At 36.3% G+C, this 13,097-nt stretch carries 27 protein-coding genes; all 27 read left to right on the top strand.

Features of this window, described 5'->3' with window-relative positions; translation table 11 throughout:
• Positions 1-78: 78 nt before the first annotated feature.
• The 27 genes from rplC (at position 79) to Q0Q99_RS00825 (ending at position 13,095) form a co-directional block, all read left to right on the top strand.
• Positions 79-696, top strand: a complete 618-nt coding sequence (rplC, locus tag Q0Q99_RS00955) for a 50S ribosomal protein L3 (RefSeq protein WP_293890051.1) — start codon at positions 79-81, stop codon at positions 694-696.
• On the top strand, positions 696-1,325 hold the full coding sequence (rplD, locus tag Q0Q99_RS00950; protein ID WP_293890050.1) for a 50S ribosomal protein L4: 630 nt from the start codon (positions 696-698) through the stop codon (positions 1,323-1,325). Before rplC ends, rplD begins: the two co-directional genes overlap by 1 nt.
• A 7-nt stretch (positions 1,326-1,332) precedes the next feature.
• Positions 1,333-1,623 (top strand): 50S ribosomal protein L23, encoded by a 291-nt coding sequence (gene rplW / locus Q0Q99_RS00945; RefSeq protein WP_293890049.1) that lies wholly within the window; start codon positions 1,333-1,335, stop codon positions 1,621-1,623.
• A gap of 6 nt (positions 1,624-1,629) precedes the next feature.
• Positions 1,630-2,454, top strand: a complete 825-nt coding sequence (rplB, locus tag Q0Q99_RS00940) for a 50S ribosomal protein L2 (RefSeq protein ID WP_293890048.1) — start codon at positions 1,630-1,632, stop codon at positions 2,452-2,454.
• A 6-nt stretch (positions 2,455-2,460) separates the two neighbouring features.
• Positions 2,461-2,739, top strand: a complete 279-nt coding sequence (gene rpsS / locus Q0Q99_RS00935; protein WP_007136562.1) for a 30S ribosomal protein S19 — start codon at positions 2,461-2,463, stop codon at positions 2,737-2,739.
• Positions 2,740-2,745: 6 nt separating this feature from the next.
• Complete coding sequence (rplV, locus tag Q0Q99_RS00930; RefSeq protein WP_293874525.1) at positions 2,746-3,156, top strand: 50S ribosomal protein L22; 411 nt, start codon at positions 2,746-2,748, stop codon at positions 3,154-3,156.
• A gap of 5 nt (positions 3,157-3,161) precedes the next feature.
• The gene (rpsC, locus tag Q0Q99_RS00925) at positions 3,162-3,920 is read left to right on the top strand and encodes a 30S ribosomal protein S3 (protein WP_293890008.1); all 759 of its coding nucleotides are present in this window, start codon (positions 3,162-3,164) and stop codon (positions 3,918-3,920) included.
• Positions 3,921-3,939: 19 nt separating this feature from the next.
• Positions 3,940-4,365: a 50S ribosomal protein L16 gene (rplP, locus tag Q0Q99_RS00920; protein ID WP_136151639.1), complete on the top strand. Its 426-nt coding sequence runs from the start codon at positions 3,940-3,942 to the stop codon at positions 4,363-4,365.
• Positions 4,366-4,378: 13 nt separating this feature from the next.
• Positions 4,379-4,570 (top strand): 50S ribosomal protein L29, encoded by a 192-nt coding sequence (rpmC, locus tag Q0Q99_RS00915; protein WP_293890005.1) that lies wholly within the window; start codon positions 4,379-4,381, stop codon positions 4,568-4,570.
• 14 nt (positions 4,571-4,584) lie between these two features.
• A complete protein-coding gene (gene rpsQ / locus Q0Q99_RS00910; RefSeq protein ID WP_293890003.1) occupies positions 4,585-4,845 on the top strand; it encodes a 30S ribosomal protein S17 in 261 nt (86 codons plus the stop codon).
• A 2-nt stretch (positions 4,846-4,847) separates the two neighbouring features.
• Positions 4,848-5,216: a 50S ribosomal protein L14 gene (gene rplN / locus Q0Q99_RS00905; RefSeq protein ID WP_007803649.1), complete on the top strand. Its 369-nt coding sequence runs from the start codon at positions 4,848-4,850 to the stop codon at positions 5,214-5,216.
• Positions 5,217-5,227: 11 nt separating this feature from the next.
• Complete coding sequence (gene rplX, locus Q0Q99_RS00900) at positions 5,228-5,512, top strand: 50S ribosomal protein L24 (RefSeq protein ID WP_293890001.1); 285 nt, start codon at positions 5,228-5,230, stop codon at positions 5,510-5,512.
• Positions 5,513-5,514: 2 nt separating this feature from the next.
• A complete protein-coding gene (rplE, locus tag Q0Q99_RS00895) occupies positions 5,515-6,066 on the top strand; it encodes a 50S ribosomal protein L5 (protein ID WP_293889999.1) in 552 nt (183 codons plus the stop codon).
• A 3-nt stretch (positions 6,067-6,069) separates the two neighbouring features.
• Positions 6,070-6,339, top strand: a complete 270-nt coding sequence (rpsN, locus tag Q0Q99_RS00890) for a 30S ribosomal protein S14 (RefSeq protein WP_293889997.1) — start codon at positions 6,070-6,072, stop codon at positions 6,337-6,339.
• Positions 6,340-6,411: 72 nt separating this feature from the next.
• A complete protein-coding gene (gene rpsH / locus Q0Q99_RS00885) occupies positions 6,412-6,810 on the top strand; it encodes a 30S ribosomal protein S8 (protein ID WP_293889995.1) in 399 nt (132 codons plus the stop codon).
• A 15-nt stretch (positions 6,811-6,825) separates the two neighbouring features.
• Positions 6,826-7,368, top strand: coding sequence for a 50S ribosomal protein L6 (gene rplF, locus Q0Q99_RS00880; RefSeq protein WP_293889993.1), 543 nt, complete (start codon positions 6,826-6,828; stop codon positions 7,366-7,368).
• A gap of 11 nt (positions 7,369-7,379) precedes the next feature.
• Entirely contained in the window at positions 7,380-7,733 is a 354-nt protein-coding gene (gene rplR, locus Q0Q99_RS00875; RefSeq protein WP_293889991.1) for a 50S ribosomal protein L18, read from the top strand.
• 3 nt (positions 7,734-7,736) lie between these two features.
• Positions 7,737-8,261, top strand: a complete 525-nt coding sequence (gene rpsE / locus Q0Q99_RS00870; protein ID WP_121312864.1) for a 30S ribosomal protein S5 — start codon at positions 7,737-7,739, stop codon at positions 8,259-8,261.
• 12 nt (positions 8,262-8,273) lie between these two features.
• Positions 8,274-8,456, top strand: a complete 183-nt coding sequence (gene rpmD, locus Q0Q99_RS00865) for a 50S ribosomal protein L30 (protein WP_136151647.1) — start codon at positions 8,274-8,276, stop codon at positions 8,454-8,456.
• Positions 8,457-8,467: 11 nt separating this feature from the next.
• Entirely contained in the window at positions 8,468-8,920 is a 453-nt protein-coding gene (gene rplO, locus Q0Q99_RS00860; protein ID WP_293889988.1) for a 50S ribosomal protein L15, read from the top strand.
• 10 nt (positions 8,921-8,930) lie between these two features.
• The gene (gene secY, locus Q0Q99_RS00855) at positions 8,931-10,274 is read left to right on the top strand and encodes a preprotein translocase subunit SecY (protein ID WP_293889986.1); all 1,344 of its coding nucleotides are present in this window, start codon (positions 8,931-8,933) and stop codon (positions 10,272-10,274) included.
• 6 nt (positions 10,275-10,280) lie between these two features.
• A complete protein-coding gene (gene infA, locus Q0Q99_RS00850) occupies positions 10,281-10,496 on the top strand; it encodes a translation initiation factor IF-1 (RefSeq protein WP_026714631.1) in 216 nt (71 codons plus the stop codon).
• 11 nt (positions 10,497-10,507) lie between these two features.
• Positions 10,508-10,624 (top strand): type B 50S ribosomal protein L36, encoded by a 117-nt coding sequence (gene ykgO, locus Q0Q99_RS00845; RefSeq protein ID WP_081932050.1) that lies wholly within the window; start codon positions 10,508-10,510, stop codon positions 10,622-10,624.
• Positions 10,625-10,626: 2 nt separating this feature from the next.
• Positions 10,627-11,001, top strand: coding sequence for a 30S ribosomal protein S13 (gene rpsM / locus Q0Q99_RS00840; RefSeq protein WP_264520636.1), 375 nt, complete (start codon positions 10,627-10,629; stop codon positions 10,999-11,001).
• An 8-nt stretch (positions 11,002-11,009) separates the two neighbouring features.
• Positions 11,010-11,393, top strand: a complete 384-nt coding sequence (rpsK, locus tag Q0Q99_RS00835; protein WP_293889974.1) for a 30S ribosomal protein S11 — start codon at positions 11,010-11,012, stop codon at positions 11,391-11,393.
• Between the two features lie 82 nt (positions 11,394-11,475).
• A complete protein-coding gene (rpsD, locus tag Q0Q99_RS00830; protein WP_293889972.1) occupies positions 11,476-12,081 on the top strand; it encodes a 30S ribosomal protein S4 in 606 nt (201 codons plus the stop codon).
• A 21-nt stretch (positions 12,082-12,102) separates the two neighbouring features.
• Complete coding sequence (locus Q0Q99_RS00825) at positions 12,103-13,095, top strand: DNA-directed RNA polymerase subunit alpha (protein ID WP_136151653.1); 993 nt, start codon at positions 12,103-12,105, stop codon at positions 13,093-13,095.
• Positions 13,096-13,097 lie beyond the last annotated feature (2 nt).

Here is a 13,097-nt window from a genome sequence, read left to right as displayed (position 1 = left end):
ATTAAGTGTTGGATTCTGTCCGACACTTAATTCTTTTTAAAAGAAAAAATAAATTTATTAATTAATAATTAGTTTAATATGTCTGGGTTAATAGGAAGAAAAATCGGCATGACTAGCTTATTCGATGAGAACGGGAAGAACATTCCTTGTACAGTAATCGAAGCTGGACCTTGTGTCGTTACCCAAGTCAGAACCAAAGAGGTTGACGGGTATGAAGCACTTCAACTTGGTTTCGATGACAAAACAGAAAAACACGCAACTAAAGCTGCTCTCGGGCACTTTAAAAAAGCGGGTTCTTCTGCTAAGAAAAAAGTCGTTGAATTCCAAGGTTTCGAAAGTGATTTTAAATTAGGTGACAATGTTACCGTGGAAGTATTCAGCGAAGGAGAATTTGTTGATGTACAAGGTGTATCAAAAGGAAAAGGTTTCCAGGGTGTTGTTAAACGTCACGGTTTTGGTGGTGTTGGACAAGCAACTCACGGACAACACAACCGTTTGAGAGCGCCAGGTTCTGTAGGAGCATCTTCTTATCCATCACGTGTATTCAAGGGAATGCGTATGGCAGGAAGAATGGGAGGAGATAATGTGAAAGTACAAAATCTTAGAGTTTTAAAAGTAGTAGCTGAAAAGAACCTGCTTGTTGTTAAGGGAGCAATTCCAGGATGCAAAAACTCTTATGTAATCATTCAGAAGTAATGGAAGTAAAAGTAATAGATATCAACGGAAAAGAAACTGGAAGAAAAGTTCAACTTTCTGATTCAGTTTTCGCAATCGAGCCAAATAATCATGCGGTTTATCTTGATGTTAAACAATATTTAGCAAATCAAAGACAAGGAACGCACAAAGCTAAAGAAAGAGCTGAAGTTGCAGGTTCTACTCGTAAGATTAAAAAACAAAAAGGTACTGGTACAGCTCGTGCCGGTAGTGCAAAAAACCCTTTGTTCAAAGGTGGAGGTACTGTATTTGGACCGCGTCCAAGAAGTTATTCTTTCAAATTGAATAAAACGGTAAAGAGATTAGCAAGAAAATCTGCTTTCTCTATCAAAGCAAAAGAATCAAATATAGTAGTTGTTGAAGACTTCAATTTTGAAACGCCAAACACCAAAAATTTCATCAATGTTTTGAAAGCATTGGGGTTAGAAAACAAAAAATCTTTGTTTGTGTTGGGGGAATCAAATAAAAATGTATATTTGTCGTCACGTAATTTGAAAGCTTCTAGCGTCGTAACTAATTCAGAACTAAGTACTTATGCAATTTTAAATGCAAATAACTTAGTTCTTTCAGAAGGCTCTTTAGAAGGTATTGAAGAAAATTTAAGTAAATAACAGCGTCATGAGTATCATAATTAAACCTATCATAACAGAAAAAATCACCAAAGAAGGTGAAGTTTTCAATCGTTTTGGTTTTGTTGTTGACAAAAAAGCAAACAAAGTTCAAATTAAGAAAGCTGTTGAGGCTGCTTATGGAATTTCTGTTGTTACTGTAAACACGATGAACTATAGAGCTGACAGAACTACGAAATTCACAAAAAGTGGTTTGATCAGCGGAAAAACGAATAGCTATAAGAAAGCTATCGTTCAAGTAAAAGAAGGAGAAACAATAGATTTTTACAATAATATCTAATAGAAAATGTCAGTTAGAAAATTAAAACCTATTACCCCGGGTCAGCGTTTTAGAGTTGTGAATGGTTTTGACGCCATCACGACTGATAAGCCGGAGCGTTCATTGATCGCACCGATAAAAAACTCAGGCGGTAGAAATAGTCAAGGAAAAATGACCATGCGTTATACGGGCGGTGGTCACAAGCAAAGGTATCGTATGATTGATTTCAAAAGAACTAAAGATGGTATTCCAGCTTCAGTGAAATCAATTGAATATGATCCAAACCGAACGGCGTTTATTGCTTTATTAGCTTATGCTGATGGACAAAAAACGTATATCGTTGCTCAAAACGGATTGCAGGTTGGTCAGACAGTTGTGTCTGGTGAAGATGCTTCTCCGGAAATTGGAAACACGTTGCCATTAAGTAAAATTCCTTTGGGAACAGTTATTTCTTGTATTGAGTTACGTCCGGGTCAGGGAGCAGTTATTGCTCGTTCGGCTGGAACTTTTGCTCAGTTAATGGCGAGAGACGGAAAATACGCTACAATCAAAATGCCTTCAGGTGAAACAAGATTAATCTTGTTGACTTGTTCAGCAACTATTGGAGCTGTATCAAATTCTGATCACCAACTTATTGTATCTGGTAAAGCAGGTAGAACAAGATGGTTAGGAAGAAGACCAAGAACAAGACCTGTTGCAATGAACCCTGTCGATCACCCAATGGGTGGAGGAGAAGGACGTTCATCAGGAGGTCATCCACGTTCTAGAAAAGGACTACCAGCTAAAGGTTACAGAACTCGTTCTAAAGTTAACCCTAGTAATAAGTATATTGTAGAACGTAGAAAGAAATAATAAGATATGGCACGTTCATTAAAAAAAGGACCTTTTGTTCATTACAAATTAGATAAAAAAGTTCAGGAAAACATTGCAGGTGGAAACAAAGGAGTAGTAAAGACTTGGTCTAGAGCTTCTATGATTACTCCGGATTTTGTTGGACAAACTATCGCAGTACACAATGGTCGTCAGTTTGTACCGGTTTACGTAACAGAAAACATGGTAGGTCACAAATTAGGAGAGTTTTCACCAACTAGATCTTTTAGAGGTCACGCTGGAGCAAAAAATAAAGGTAAAAAATAAGAAGCAATGGGAGTTCGTAAAAGAGAAACAGCAGATGCGAGAAAAGAGGCTAATAAGTCGATTGCTTTCGCGAAATTGAATAACTGCCCTACTTCACCTAGAAAAATGCGCTTAGTAGCGGACTTGGTAAGAGGTCAGAAAGTGGAAAGAGCTTTGAATATTTTAAGATTCAGCTCAAAAGAAGCTTCAAGAAAATTAGAGAAATTAGTATTATCAGCTATCAACAATTGGGAGCAGAAAAATGCTGACGGAAACGTTTCAGAAGCAGGCTTATTTATAAAAACGATCACTGTAGATGGTGGAATGATGTTGAAAAGACTTCGTCCAGCTCCACAAGGAAGAGCACACAGGATTAGAAAACGTTCAAACCACGTGACAATCGTGTTAGGAGCTAATGATAACACACAAGCAAATTAATTAAGATGGGACAAAAGACAAATCCAATAGGAAACAGACTTGGTATCATCAGAGGATGGGATTCAAACTGGTATGGTGGAAATGATTACGGTGACAAAATCGCCGAAGATTATAAAATCAGAAAGTATATCCATGCTCGTTTATCAAAAGCTAGTGTATCAAAAGTAATCATCGAGAGAACTTTGAAACTTGTAACCGTTACTATCACAACTGCCCGTCCTGGTATCATTATCGGAAAAGGTGGTCAAGAGGTAGACAAGTTGAAAGAAGAACTTAAGAAAGTTACTGACAAAGAGGTTCAAATCAACATCTTTGAAATTAAAAGACCGGAGTTAGATGCATATTTAGTTGGAACTAGTATTGCACGTCAAATCGAAAGCCGTATTTCATACAGAAGAGCTATTAAAATGGCTATCGCAGCAGCAATGCGTATGAATGCAGAAGGTATTAAAGTTTTGATTTCTGGTCGTTTGAACGGAGCTGAAATGGCACGTTCAGAACAATTCAAAGAAGGAAGAATTCCTCTATCAACTTTCAGAGCCGATATTGATTATGCTTTGGCTGAAGCACATACTACTTATGGTAGAATGGGTATCAAAGTATGGATCATGAAAGGTGAGGTTTATGGAAAAAGAGATCTTTCTCCACTTGTAGGCATGGACAAAAAACAAGCCGGTAAAGGTGGCGATTCTCCTAGAGGTGGCGGTGACCGTAAGCCTTTCAACAAAGACAGAAAACCTGCGGGAGACCGTAAAAGAAAGTAAATTTTTAAATTAAAGAAAAATGTTACAGCCTAAAAGAACAAAATACCGTAAGGTACAGAAGGGTAAAATGAAAGGGAATGCTCAAAGAGGGCACGAACTTTCTAGTGGAATGTTTGGAATTAAATCTGTACACGAAAACGGAATGTTTTTAACTTCACGTCAAATCGAAGCTGCGCGTATTGCTGCAACCAGATATATGAAAAGAGAAGGTCAATTATGGATCAATATTTTCCCAGACAAACCAATCACCAAAAAGCCTCTTGAGGTACGTATGGGTAAAGGAAAAGGTGCGGTCGAATATTGGGCTGCAGTTGTAAAACCAGGAAGAATAATGTTTGAAGTTGGTGGAGTTCCACTTTCTGTCGCTAAAGAGGCACTACGTCTTGCAGCTCAAAAACTTCCGGTAAAAACTAAGTTTGTCGTTGCTAGAGATTTCGAAGCATAATCTAAAATTAATTATGAAACAATCAGAAATTATAAATCTATCCGCAGCTGAGTTACAAGAAAAACTTAGTCAATTGAGAAAAGCATACGCTGATCTAAGAAATGCTCACGCTATTTCACCAATTGCCAATCCACTTCAAATTAGAAGTGCCAGAAGAGCAGTTGCCAGAGTGGCAACAGAGCTAACTAAAAGAGAGTTACAATAATTGTATTCTGCAAAATGGAAGATAAAAGAAATTTAAGAAAAGAAAGAATTGGTGTGGTTACCTCAAACAAAATGGACAAGTCTATTGTTGTGGCACAGGTTACCAGAGTAAAACACCCATTATACGGTAAGTTCGTATTGAAAACTAAAAAGTTTCATGCACACGACGAAACAAATGACTGTAACATCGGCGATACAGTAAAGATCATGGAAACAAGACCTTTATCAAAAACCAAATGTTGGAGATTAGTTGAAATCATGGAAAGAGCTAAATAATTATGGTACAACAAGAATCAAGACTAAAAGTCGCAGATAACACAGGAGCAAAAGAAGTTTTGACTATCCGTGTATTAGGAGGAACGAAACGTCGTTATGCCTCTGTTGGAGATAAAATTGTAGTTTCTATCAAAGATGCAACACCAAACGGCAACGTTAAGAAAGGTGCTGTTTCAACTGCAGTAGTTGTACGTACCAAAAAAGAAGTGAGAAGAGCTGATGGTTCTTATATCCGTTTCGATGACAATGCATGTGTTCTTTTGAATGCTGCGGGTGAAATGAGAGGAACTCGTGTTTTTGGTCCGGTTGCAAGAGAACTTCGTGAAAAACAATTCATGAAAATTGTATCATTAGCACCAGAAGTGCTTTAATTCATAGTAAGATGATAAAGTTAAAAGTAAAATCTGGCGACACTGTAAAAGTAATAGCTGGTGACCATAAAGGGTTAACAGGAAAAATTACGCGTGTTTACAGAGAGAAAAACAAAGCGATCGTTGAAGGTGTGAACATGGTGTCGAAACATACGAAACCAAGTGCAAAAAGCCCTCAAGGAGGAATCGTTAAGAAAGAAGCTCCTATCCACATCTCAAACCTTTCATTGGTGAGCAGTGCTGATACAGCTAAAGGCGGAGCAAAAAAAGATTCAAAAAAAGCTAATAAAGCATAGTTATGGCATATACACCCAGACTTAAGCAAGAGTATAAGGACAGAGTAATTGCTGCCCTTAAGGAAGAATTCGGTTATAAAAACGTAATGCAGGTTCCTAAATTGGAGAAAATCGTTTTAAGCCGTGGCGTTGGAGCAGCCGTATCTGATAAAAAACTTGTTGACTATGCAGTTGATGAGTTGACAAAAGTTACCGGACAAAAAGCAGTATCTACAATCTCAAAGAAAGACGTTGCGTCTTTCAAATTGAGAAAAGGTATGCCAATTGGAGCGAAAGTAACGCTTAGAGGAGAGAGAATGTATGAGTTTTTAGACAGACTTATCACATCATCTTTACCACGTGTTAGAGATTTCAGCGGTATCAAAGCGACTGGTTTTGACGGAAGAGGTAATTACAACCTTGGTGTTACTGAGCAAATCATTTTCCCTGAAATTGATATTGACAAAGTAAACAAAATATCAGGTTTGGATATTACATTCGTAACTTCAGCAGGCACAGATAAAGAAGCAAAATCATTGTTGGCAGAATTAGGTTTACCTTTTAAAAAGAATTAAGACATGGCTAAAGAATCAATGAAAGCCCGTGAGGTTAAGAGAGAAAAAACGGTGGCAAAGTATGCTGAAAAAAGAAAGGCTTTATTAGAAGCCGGAGATCGCGAAGGCTTACAAAAATTACCTAAAAATGCTTCACCGGTTCGTTTACACAATCGTTGTAAATTAACAGGTAGACCAAGAGGGTACATGAGACAATTCGGTCTTTCACGTGTAACATTCCGTGAAATGGCTAACCAAGGATTGATACCGGGAGTTAGAAAAGCTAGCTGGTAAAAAAAATTATAAATTGATTAAAGGTTCAATTAGTGAGTACTTTTTGAAAACCATAGTCGCAAATTAATACAAATGTATACAGATCCAATTGCAGATTATCTTACGAGAGTTAGAAATGCAGTGATGGCAAACCACAAGGTGGTTGAAATCCCAGCTTCGAACCTTAAAAAAGAAATCACAAAAATTTTATTCGATCAAGGGTATATTTTAAGTTACAAATTTGATGACAATTCCGTTCAGGGAACCATCAAAATTGCTCTTAAGTATGATAAAGATACTAAAGACTCTGTAATTAAAGATATCCAAAGAATTAGTAAACCAGGTTTACGTAAGTACGCAGGTGCTTCAAAATTACCTAGAATCCTTAACGGTTTAGGAATTGCCATTGTTTCAACTTCAAAAGGTTTAATGACCGGGAAACAAGCTAAGCAATTAAATGTTGGTGGAGAAGTAATTTGTTACGTATACTAATTAAAACAGAAAACAATGTCAAGAATAGGTAAAAATCCAATTTCGATTCCTGCTGGTGTTACTGTTGAAGTTAGCGATACAGTAATTACAGTTAAAGGAAAATTAGGTCAACTTACACAGAACTACGCAGACGTAACTGTTAATGTTGAAGAAGGTCAACTAGTAGTAGAAAGACCATCTGATAGTAAAGATCACAGAGCAAAACACGGATTGTACAGATCATTAATCAATAATATGGTTATGGGTGTATCCGAAGGGTTTACTAAAGAATTAGAATTGGTTGGGGTAGGTTACAGAGCTTCGAATCAAGGTCAAAAATTAGATTTAGCTTTAGGTTTCTCTCATAATATTGTTTTGGAAATTGCTCCAGAAGTAAAACTAGAAACAATATCTGAGAAAGGTAAAAACCCAATCGTGAAGTTAACATCTTTCGACAAACAATTAGTAGGTCAAGTCGCTGCCAAAATCAGAGGTTTCCGTAAACCAGAGCCTTACAAAGGTAAAGGAGTTAAGTTTGTTGGTGAAGTATTAAGAAGAAAAGCAGGTAAATCAGCTTAAAAATTAGCATTATGTCATTAACAAAATCTGAAAGAAGACAAAGGATACAATACAGAATCAGAAAGATTGTAAGCGGAACCGCTGCAAGACCAAGATTATCTGTATTCAGAAGTAATAAAGAAATCTATACACAACTAATTGATGATGTGAATGGAGTTACTTTATTGGCTGCTTCATCAAAAGATAAAGGAGCGGATACTAAAGGTACCAGCATTGAAGTTGCAGCTGCAGTTGGAAAACTAGTTGCAGAAAAAGCGTTAAAAGCCGGGATTGATACAGTAACTTTTGATAGAGGAGGTTATTTATACCACGGTCGTATTAAATCATTAGCAGAAGGCGCAAGAGCGGCTGGGCTTAAATTCTAATATATTATGTCTAAATACAAAAATGTAGAATTGGTAAAACCTAGTGGTCTTGAATTAAAAGATCGTCTGGTAAGTGTAAATCGTGTTACCAAAGTAACAAAAGGAGGAAGAGCATTTGGTTTTTCTGCAATTGTTGTTGTAGGTGATGAAAACGGAGTTGTTGGTCACGGATTAGGAAAATCTAAAGATGTTTCTGAAGCTATTGCAAAAGCAGTAGAAGATGCAAAGAAAAACTTAGTTAGAATTCCTTTGAGCGGACAATCAGTTCCTCACGAACAAAAAGGAAAATTTGGTGGAGCTGCAGTATTTTTGATGCCGGCATCTCATGGTACCGGAGTAATTGCAGGTGGAGCTGTTCGTTCTGTTCTTGAGTCAGTTGGTATTCATGATGTATTATCAAAATCACAAGGTTCATCAAACCCTCACAACGTGGTAAAAGCAACTTTTGATGCTTTATTACAAATGAGAAGTGCCGTTACTGTTGCAAAACAAAGAGGTATTTCTTTAGAAAAAGTTTTTAAAGGTTAATTCAAGGAAATTATGGCTAAATTATTAGTAAAACAAGTTAGAAGCAAAATCAATTGTCCGCTTACACAAAAAAGGGGATTAGAGGCTTTGGGTCTTCGTAAAATGGGACAAACTGTGGAGCATGATTCAAATCCTGCAATCCTTGGAATGATAAATAAAGTTAAACACTTAGTTTCCGTTGAGGAAGTTAAATAACAAATACAGTAATGAATTTAAGTAACTTACAACCTGCTGAAGGTTCTACACACAATCAAAATAAAAGATTAGGTAGAGGAGAAGGTTCCGGAAAAGGTGGTACTTCTGCAAGAGGACACAAAGGAGCTAAGTCTCGTTCTGGTTATTCAAAAAAGATTGGTTTTGAAGGTGGTCAGATGCCACTTCAAAGACGTGTGCCTAAGTTTGGTTTCACAAACATCAATCGTAAAGAATATCAAGGTGTAAATCTTGACAATCTTCAATTGTTAGTTGATAACGGAATTGTTACCGATACTGTAGATTTTACAGTATTTGTTGAAAACCGTTTGGCTACTAAAAATGAAATGGTTAAAATTCTTGGAAGAGGAGAATTAAAAGCAAAATTAAAAGTAACCGCACATAAATTTACTGCTACTGCAAAAGCCGCTATCGAAGCTGCTGGTGGAGAAGCTGTAACCTTATAATTATAGAACAATGAAGAAATTTTTTGAATCATTTATAAATGTTTGGAAAATAGAAGAACTAAAGAATAGAATTGTTTTAACTCTTCTAATGCTTTTAGTTTATCGATTTGGTGCGCACGTTACGCTTCCGGGTATTGATGCTACACAATTGCACAGCTTGGCTGGTCAGACAGATAAAGGTATTGGATCAATACTTGACATGTTTACCGGTGGAGCTTTTTCAAAAGCGTCAGTATTTGCGTTGGGTATCATGCCATACATTTCTGCTTCAATTGTTGTTCAATTAATGGGTATTGCCATTCCATATTTGCAAAAACTGCAAAAAGATGGTGAAAGCGGCAGAAAGAAATTAAATCAAATTACAAGATGGTTAACCATCGCAATTACTTTAGTTCAAGGTCCGGGTTATATCTATAACTTATACAGAACTTTACCAAGTAGTGCATTCCTTTTAGGATTTGATTCGTTCTCTTTCTTATTTTCATCAGTTTTAATTTTAACTACAGGTACTATTTTCGCCATGTGGTTAGGAGAAAAAATCACTGATAAGGGAATTGGAAATGGTATTTCATTATTGATTATGGTAGGTATTCTTGCCAGGTTACCACAAGCATTATTTCAGGAATTTACTTCAAAAGTTACCAATAATAATGGTGGACCAATGTTGTTGGTAATTGAAGTAATTGTTTGGTTATTGGTAATTATTGCGTGTGTTCTACTAGTTATGGCAGTTAGGAAAATTCCTGTACAGTATGCGCGTCGTACAACAACCGGAGATTTCGAACAGGATATGATGGGCGGAAACAGACAATGGATTCCGTTAAAACTGAATTCTGCCGGAGTAATGCCAATCATTTTTGCCCAGGCAATTATGTTTATACCCGCTGCAGTTGCAGGTCTTTCAAAATCGGAAACATCGCAATCAATTGCAGGAACATTCAGTAATATGTTTGGTTTTTGGTATTGTTTGGTTTTTGCCTTATTGATTGTAATCTTTACATTCTTTTATACGGCAATTACCGTCCCAACAAATAAAATGGCAGATGATTTAAAAAGAAGCGGCGGTTTTATTCCAGGTGTTAAACCGGGAATTGAAACTGGAGACTACTTAGATAGAATCATGTCTCTAATAACGTTCCCTGGCGCTCTGTTTCTTGCATTAATAGCTGTGTTCCCAGCAATTGTTGTAGGCTTTGGTGTGCAACAATCTTGGGCAATGTTCTATGGTGGAACTTCACTTATTATTATGGTTGGAGTTGCAATTGACACTATCCAACAGGTAAATTCTTATTTGTTGAATAAACACTATGACGGATTGATGAAAAGTGGTAAAAATAGAAAAGCAGTAGCTTAATTTTTTATGGCGAAACAATCAGCAATAGAACAAGACGGATCAATAATTGAAGCATTGTCAAATGCGATGTTCCGTGTAGAGTTAGAAAACGGACATGTTGTAATTGCTCATATTTCTGGAAAAATGCGTATGCATTACATTAAATTGTTACCTGGTGACAAAGTAAAGTTAGAAATGAGTCCTTACGATTTGTCAAAAGCAAGAATTACTTATAGATACTAAAGATATTCAAAATGAAAGTAAGAACATCAGTTAAAAAAAGAAGTGCCGAGTGCAAGATTGTACGAAGAAAAGGCAGATTATACGTAATCAACAAAAAGAATCCTAGATTTAAACAAAGACAAGGATAGTTATGGCAAGAATAGCAGGGGTAGATATACCTAAAAACAAAAGAGGAGTTATCGCTTTAACCTACATCTTCGGAGTGGGAAAAAGTAGAGCAATTGAGATTTTAGAAAAAGCTCAAGTAAGCCAAGATACAAAAGTTCAAGATTGGAATGATGACGAAATCGGAGCAATCCGGGACGCGGTATCATATTACAAAATTGAAGGTGAACTTCGTTCAGAAGTTTCACTACACATCAAACGTCTAATGGATATTGGATGCTACAGAGGAATCCGTCACAGATCTGGTCTTCCATTAAGAGGACAAAGAACTAAGAACAATTCCAGAACAAGAAAAGGGAAAAGAAAAACTGTTGCTAACAAGAAAAAAGCAACTAAATAATAAGTAATATGGCTAAAGCAACAACAAAAAAACGTAAAGTTATCGTTGAATCAACGGGTGAGGCTCATATTAGTGCAACCTTTAACAACATCATCATTTCGTTAACAAACAAAAAAGGTGAGGTTATTTCTTGGTCTTCAGCTGGTAAAATGGGTTTCAGAGGTTCTAAAAAGAATACTCCGTATGCAGCTCAGATGGCAGCAGAAGATTGCGGTAAAGTAGCATTGGAAGCTGGACTTAAAAAAGTAAAAGTGTATGTAAAAGGACCAGGAAACGGACGTGAGTCTGCTATCAGATCTATACACAATGCAGGAATTGAAGTAACAGAAATCATTGACGTTACTCCAATGCCACACAACGGATGTCGTCCTCCTAAAAGACGTAGAGTTTAATATATAGTATAATCAAGATAGAATAAAAGGTTATCGAAGGATTCGACCTGAATTCATAACCTCTGTCTTAAAACAATTTAAAATGGCAAGATATACTGGTCCAAGTACAAGAATCGCCCGTAAATTTGGAGAAGCGATATTCGGAGAAGACAAAGCCTTCGAAAAAAGAAATTATCCTCCTGGACAACACGGGATGGCTAAAAAAAGAGGTAAGAAATCTGAGTACGCTGTCCAATTGATGGAAAAGCAAAAAGCTAAATATTCTTATGGAATTTTAGAAAAACAATTCAGGAATTTATTCGAAAAAGCAGCAGCTTCTAAAGGTGTAACAGGTGAAATCCTTTTACAATTATGCGAAGCTAGATTAGATAACGTAGTTTTTAGAATGGGAATTGCTCCGTCAAGAAGAGCAGCACGTCAAATCGTTTCTCACCGTCACGTAACTGTGAACGGAGAATTGGTTAACATCCCTTCTTACCACTTAAAACCAGGTGACAAAGTTGCTGTTCGTGAAAAATCTAAATCTGTTGAAGCAATTGGTACTTCATTATCAAACTCTTCTCATGTATATGAGTGGATTACCTGGAATAATGATACCATGGAAGGAACTTTTGTTTCTGTTCCAGCAAGACTTCAAATCCCAGAAAATATTAAAGAGCAGTTAATCGTCGAATTGTACAACAAATAATAATTGACATTAGTCTAAATTATGGCAATATTTAATTTTCAGAAGCCCGATAAAGTTATCATGATCGATTCAACCGATTTTGAAGGTAAGTTTGAATTCAGACCTTTAGAACCAGGATACGGATTGACAGTTGGTAATGCACTTAGAAGAGTTTTACTTTCTGCGTTAGAAGGTTATGCAATTACATCTATCAGAATTGATGGTGTTGAGCATGAGTTTTCTACCATTTCAGGAGTTGTAGAAGATGTTACTGAAATTATCCTAAATCTAAAACAAGTGCGTTTCAAACGTCAGATTGAAGATGTAGATAATGAAACAGTTTCTATCTCAATCTCCGGAAAAGATCAGATTACAGCTGGCGATTTCCAAAAATTCATCTCTGGTTTTCAGGTGTTGAATCCGGAATTGGTTATCTGTAACTTGGATAGCAAAGTAAATCTTAATATGGAATTAACCATCGAGAAAGGTCGTGGTTATGTTCCTGCAGAAGAGAACAAAAAACAAAACGCAGCAATAGGAACAATATTTACTGACTCAATTTTTACTCCGGTAAAAAATGTAAAGTATGCTATTGAAAACTTCCGTGTGGAGCAAAAAACAGATTATGAAAAATTAGTTTTCGAAATCAAAACTGATGGTTCAATCAATCCAAAAGATGCTTTAACTGAAGCTGCCAAAGTTTTAATTCACCACTTTATGTTATTCTCTGATGAGAGAATAACGCTTGAAGCTGATGAAATTGCTCAAACAGAGTCTTATGATGAGGAATCATTACACATGAGACAATTGCTTAAAACAAAACTTGTTGATATGGATTTATCCGTAAGAGCATTAAACTGTTTGAAAGCTGCAGAAGTTGATACACTTGGAGATCTTGTATCATTCAACAAAAATGACCTTATGAAGTTCCGTAACTTCGGTAAAAAATCACTAACTGAGTTAGATGAATTGGTTGCCAACAAGAATTTAACTTTCGGAATGGATTTAGGTAAATACAAATTAGATAAAGAATAAAT

The sequence above is a fragment of the Flavobacterium sp. genome (assembly GCF_025352425.1).
Classification (GTDB): domain Bacteria; phylum Bacteroidota; class Bacteroidia; order Flavobacteriales; family Flavobacteriaceae; genus Flavobacterium.
The sequence above is the reverse complement of the archived record's forward strand: the minus strand, read 5'-3'. Positions and strand labels throughout refer to the sequence as shown.

Bases quoted from the DNA above. Each gene is read 5' to 3' on its own strand.
- rplC (WP_293890051.1), top strand. From the start codon at position 79: ATGTCTGGGTTAATAGGAAGAAAAATCGGCATGACTAGCTTATTCGAT.
- rplD (WP_293890050.1), top strand. From the start codon at position 696: ATGGAAGTAAAAGTAATAGATATCAACGGAAAAGAAACTGGAAGAAAA.
- rplW (WP_293890049.1), top strand. From the start codon at position 1,333: ATGAGTATCATAATTAAACCTATCATAACAGAAAAAATCACCAAAGAA.
- rplB (WP_293890048.1), top strand. From the start codon at position 1,630: ATGTCAGTTAGAAAATTAAAACCTATTACCCCGGGTCAGCGTTTTAGA.
- rpsS (WP_007136562.1), top strand. From the start codon at position 2,461: ATGGCACGTTCATTAAAAAAAGGACCTTTTGTTCATTACAAATTAGAT.
- rplV (WP_293874525.1), top strand. From the start codon at position 2,746: ATGGGAGTTCGTAAAAGAGAAACAGCAGATGCGAGAAAAGAGGCTAAT.
- rpsC (WP_293890008.1), top strand. From the start codon at position 3,162: ATGGGACAAAAGACAAATCCAATAGGAAACAGACTTGGTATCATCAGA.
- rplP (WP_136151639.1), top strand. From the start codon at position 3,940: ATGTTACAGCCTAAAAGAACAAAATACCGTAAGGTACAGAAGGGTAAA.
- rpmC (WP_293890005.1), top strand. From the start codon at position 4,379: ATGAAACAATCAGAAATTATAAATCTATCCGCAGCTGAGTTACAAGAA.
- rpsQ (WP_293890003.1), top strand. From the start codon at position 4,585: ATGGAAGATAAAAGAAATTTAAGAAAAGAAAGAATTGGTGTGGTTACC.
- rplN (WP_007803649.1), top strand. From the start codon at position 4,848: ATGGTACAACAAGAATCAAGACTAAAAGTCGCAGATAACACAGGAGCA.
- rplX (WP_293890001.1), top strand. From the start codon at position 5,228: ATGATAAAGTTAAAAGTAAAATCTGGCGACACTGTAAAAGTAATAGCT.
- rplE (WP_293889999.1), top strand. From the start codon at position 5,515: ATGGCATATACACCCAGACTTAAGCAAGAGTATAAGGACAGAGTAATT.
- rpsN (WP_293889997.1), top strand. From the start codon at position 6,070: ATGGCTAAAGAATCAATGAAAGCCCGTGAGGTTAAGAGAGAAAAAACG.
- rpsH (WP_293889995.1), top strand. From the start codon at position 6,412: ATGTATACAGATCCAATTGCAGATTATCTTACGAGAGTTAGAAATGCA.
- rplF (WP_293889993.1), top strand. From the start codon at position 6,826: ATGTCAAGAATAGGTAAAAATCCAATTTCGATTCCTGCTGGTGTTACT.
- rplR (WP_293889991.1), top strand. From the start codon at position 7,380: ATGTCATTAACAAAATCTGAAAGAAGACAAAGGATACAATACAGAATC.
- rpmD (WP_136151647.1), top strand. From the start codon at position 8,274: ATGGCTAAATTATTAGTAAAACAAGTTAGAAGCAAAATCAATTGTCCG.
- rplO (WP_293889988.1), top strand. From the start codon at position 8,468: ATGAATTTAAGTAACTTACAACCTGCTGAAGGTTCTACACACAATCAA.
- secY (WP_293889986.1), top strand. From the start codon at position 8,931: ATGAAGAAATTTTTTGAATCATTTATAAATGTTTGGAAAATAGAAGAA.
- infA (WP_026714631.1), top strand. From the start codon at position 10,281: ATGGCGAAACAATCAGCAATAGAACAAGACGGATCAATAATTGAAGCA.
- ykgO (WP_081932050.1), top strand. From the start codon at position 10,508: ATGAAAGTAAGAACATCAGTTAAAAAAAGAAGTGCCGAGTGCAAGATT.
- rpsM (WP_264520636.1), top strand. From the start codon at position 10,627: ATGGCAAGAATAGCAGGGGTAGATATACCTAAAAACAAAAGAGGAGTT.
- rpsK (WP_293889974.1), top strand. From the start codon at position 11,010: ATGGCTAAAGCAACAACAAAAAAACGTAAAGTTATCGTTGAATCAACG.
- rpsD (WP_293889972.1), top strand. From the start codon at position 11,476: ATGGCAAGATATACTGGTCCAAGTACAAGAATCGCCCGTAAATTTGGA.
- Q0Q99_RS00825 (WP_136151653.1), top strand. From the start codon at position 12,103: ATGGCAATATTTAATTTTCAGAAGCCCGATAAAGTTATCATGATCGAT.